The sequence below is a fragment of the Candidatus Weimeria sp. HCP3S3_B5 genome (assembly GCF_052064335.1).
Lineage (GTDB): Bacteria > Bacillota > Clostridia > Lachnospirales > Lachnospiraceae > Weimeria.
Genome location: NZ_JBQHVU010000047.1, coordinates 1 through 3,542 on the forward strand (window position 1 = coordinate 1; position 3,542 = coordinate 3,542).

General features: G+C 41.3%; 3 protein-coding genes. All 3 read right to left on the reverse strand.

Annotation, left to right across the window (positions count from 1 at the left end):
• Positions 1-173: 173 nt before the first annotated feature.
• The 3 genes from ACTNCK_RS11525 to ACTNCK_RS11535 all read right to left on the reverse strand — a co-directional run bounded on the left by ACTNCK_RS11525 (position 174) and on the right by ACTNCK_RS11535 (position 3,133).
• Positions 174-332 (reverse strand): hypothetical protein, encoded by a 159-nt coding sequence (locus tag ACTNCK_RS11525; RefSeq protein ID WP_441082867.1) that lies wholly within the window; start codon positions 330-332, stop codon positions 174-176.
• 189 nt (positions 333-521) lie between these two features.
• Complete coding sequence (locus tag ACTNCK_RS11530; RefSeq protein ID WP_441082868.1) at positions 522-1,037, reverse strand: winged helix-turn-helix transcriptional regulator; 516 nt, start codon at positions 1,035-1,037, stop codon at positions 522-524.
• A gap of 437 nt (positions 1,038-1,474) precedes the next feature.
• The gene (locus ACTNCK_RS11535) at positions 1,475-3,133 is read right to left on the reverse strand and encodes an RNA-binding domain-containing protein (protein ID WP_441082870.1); all 1,659 of its coding nucleotides are present in this window, start codon (positions 3,131-3,133) and stop codon (positions 1,475-1,477) included.
• Positions 3,134-3,542 lie beyond the last annotated feature (409 nt).

Sequence of the window (3,542 nt, forward strand, 5' to 3'; positions counted from 1 at the left end):
CCGTGATCATAAGCAGGATTCCGTTCATTCCTCCCGCCCTATTCACCTCAACGCCTGGCCTGTAAGATATGCTCCACCATATCAGGTAAAAAATACAGCAGATGATCAGCATGATCTGCCCCACTGCTATTTTTCCAAATGCACTATTCAAGATAGTACGCCTCCTTGACTCCCTATTTTTTCAGAACCCACTGTCCTGCTCTTTTACTGCCTGTATGTTCCAGCTTTCCGTCATCCTTCAAGTGATTTAAGATTGTTACCACCTGCATCCTCGACAGATTTGTCGCCTTCTGAAAATCCGCCTGTGATACAGATGGATTCTTCTTTATCATACCGATGATTTTCTTTGTATTAGCCTCTCTGGCAGCAGCTATATGAAGCGATGGGGCAGTTTTTCTTGCTGTCTTTCCCGAAGACTTCTTTGCTGCTTCCCTTGCTTCTTCTCTGCGCTGCTGCTCCAGAAGTGCTTCCTGCCTTGATTTCAGATCGACATCCTCTGGTATGAGGGTAACTGTTCCGTCCTAATGTACAAATGCCGGGATTCCGATACCCTTATTCTTCACCGAATCAAACACCGGATTGGAATCACGGAGAGCCATAAATGCTTTCAGATTCTTCACATGAGAACCGATATCAACAAATCTGAATCTAGCATTATCCTTAATCTGGTCTTCGATAAATGAGCAGTCAGGGCTGGTATGAGTACAATAGACTGTAATGACAGAAGGCTTCGCTTCCTCACCTGCGATGATCCAGCTTCCCTTCTTACTTGTACCCTCGCGGATAATCTTCCCATCAGCCCGAAGCTGCTGCAGGATGGTATTCACCTTCAGCAAAGACATCTTTGTTGTCTTCGCAAGCTCACGCTGCGTGATATTGGGCTGCTTGCGAAGTGCCTCAAGGATTTTCTCTATCCTTTCATTGTCATCAATCTGCGAGCCCGAAACTGAATTTTTCTCAACAGTCTCCACCTTGCGAGGCTTCTCTTCAATCCGCTGGTATATATCCTTATAACCATCATCGCAGAGATTATTCATAGCCCATTGCTTTGCCTCATCCTCCGTCAATGGCAGAATAGCTTCACTTCGCTCCCAAGAATTCGGCCCGGTCTACTTCGCATACTTCGTCAATATGCAGCCAGAACCATATAGAAAGAACTCGCCTGACTTTTTCCTGTAAAGCGTCTCATTAAACCAACGTTCATCACTATGACTTACCTCTCTACCACTACCATTACGAGCGATTGTCTCTGCTATTTTCGTATTGTATGCTACTCCATTGATGTTATCTTTTGCCAATGTAAACTCCTTATGCGTTTTTCCATATAAAAACGCGTGAAAAACGCATTAAAATTCATGCTATTGTCTATTTCTATTATTCCTTGAAAAATGGCATTCTCCTGCCATTCAATTAAATATTTTTAACTCTCTTATGCGTTTTCTTGCGCGTTTCGCCCATAAAAAACGCGCAAGACTTATTTATTTCCATCTATCAAACTATAACTTGAATATTTCCCTTTCTTATTCAACACAAGAATTTTTTCTTTTCTCATCCTATCAAGTGTTGATCTCGCCTGCTGTCTTGTAAAGCCACATAGTTCACGCACCTTCTCATTCGTAATCGATCCACTTTTTGTTGTGTACTCTATTATCATTTCTTTTGCACGTACATACTGAATGAGCTTATCTCTGGTGTAATCAACATCTTTTTTTACCTTCTCATACACTCTAGCTGTAAGCATGTACTCCCTACCTGAAAGCTCTATCAGGCCATCATTCACTAGAGAACTACAACCCTTTCTTGTATCATCTTCATCACTCTGAGATATTGTCTCCAATTCAGAGAATGTCGTCTTACCATTATCTGTCAGATATCTAAGAATCATTAGCTCCTGAAGGCTGAAATTCTTCTGACGTGAATTCTGCTCATTAGCAATGAACTTCACAAAGTTCATATCATCGATAGAGCTGTACATAGTAAGCGTGACTGCATCGTTATATGAACGATACTCCGGGTAGGGTTTGCCAGATGAAACCATATCTCTGAAAATAATATCAACACCCTGCCCTGTCCTCTGAACATATTTCAGTCTTTGCAGACTTTCTGCAATTAGCTTATTTCTCGGAGTAGACGGGTGCGTAATTATATTATGCTCATTGACTCCTTCTGGAAAACCTCCCGGATTCTCAATTACAATCTTATCCGAATAATGCTTTACATAAACCGCTGCCTGACTCTGGTAGTCCCGGTGCGCAAGAGCATTAAGAAGCGCCTCCTGAAAGACCCTCTCAGAAAAATCTGAGATTTCAAGTCTGAACAGACCTACTTGAACATTTACAATCCTGTTTGAGTCTTGAATTTTCTCTGTCAGCCTGTCTATTACCGCTGGAATTCTTGTCTTAAGATCCAGCCTGGCATCATATTCTTCCTGATTATCCTCAGAATAATGCAGATAGATCACTTCAGCTTGTGGCAGAAGTCTGTTGATAGACTGATCCTTCCCTATAAAAAGCAAGCCAGCTATCGTGAGTTTTGTGTCATTATCACCACTTACAAATCCAAGGTCTCTTATAAACGCAGTATCCTCCATATCAGGCAGCGTAGACTCTGAATCTCTTGCTCTGAGTTTTTCTTTAAGGCTGTAGATTGCCAACTTGTTTATATCGTTCTCGGAACTCTCAGCTATCAGTCTAGCCGAAAAATCCGGATTCTGGACCGACGAGTAAATATTACTCATCTCCTCAGGATAATATGGTTTCGAGTTCTTTCCTAATCTCTTCAGACATTTTCCATTTGTAGATGCATAGGTAATTCCGTCATGCTTTACGTGTATCGCAAGTATGTCACCATCTGGATGCTTAATTACATCTATCTTTGTAAATAATGGTGGTCTTGTCTTATCATAGATAGCCTCAATGATCTGCTGCGTATCATACTTCGTACAGCCCGTGACGGTTCCGTCATCTTCAACGCCAAAATATACCGTGCCTCCGTCAGCGTTCGCAAAGGCAATCAATTCATCTACTGCTAAATTGATTACTTCTTTGAAACCTGAGGCCTTGACCCACGATTTAAACTCAACAGTCTGACTTTCACCTGAAGCAGTATCTTTATAATATTCTTCTAATGTCATAGTATTTGCCTATCTGTCCATTCATCGGAACCGTCTCCTGTTTTTGTTATCTATTATAACTGATATGCAAGTCATTTTCATCAATTGTCTTTCTCCTTTTTCGCTCAATCTTTTCCATACAATTATAATTGATTCGGCAAAATCCTACATCACTTATTTTATCCCTGAGGAATGTTATCAGGAAGTAGTTCCATCCACTTATAAAATCCGGGGTTTTTGTATCGTCATAATGTGCCTTAAAATGTCGGTTTTCGGGCATTACAAGTAGTGATTTCTTTCTTCGCTTCCCTAGCAAGAACTATCAGCTCAAGGGACTGTATCCACGTTCAATAGCTTACATACTTTCCTTTATTTTCTGTACGAGCTCCTTATCTGCTGGCAGCCAGCCCACGCTTTCTATCGTGTCCTT

Excerpts from the sequence above, each read along its gene's own strand:
- ACTNCK_RS11535 (WP_441082870.1), bottom strand. The coding sequence starts at position 3,133 with ATGACATTAGAAGAATATTATAAAGATACTGCTTCAGGTGAAAGTCAG.
- ACTNCK_RS11525 (WP_441082867.1), bottom strand. The coding sequence starts at position 332 with ATGATAAAGAAGAATCCATCTGTATCACAGGCGGATTTTCAGAAGGCG.
- ACTNCK_RS11530 (WP_441082868.1), bottom strand. The coding sequence starts at position 1,037 with ATGAATAATCTCTGCGATGATGGTTATAAGGATATATACCAGCGGATT.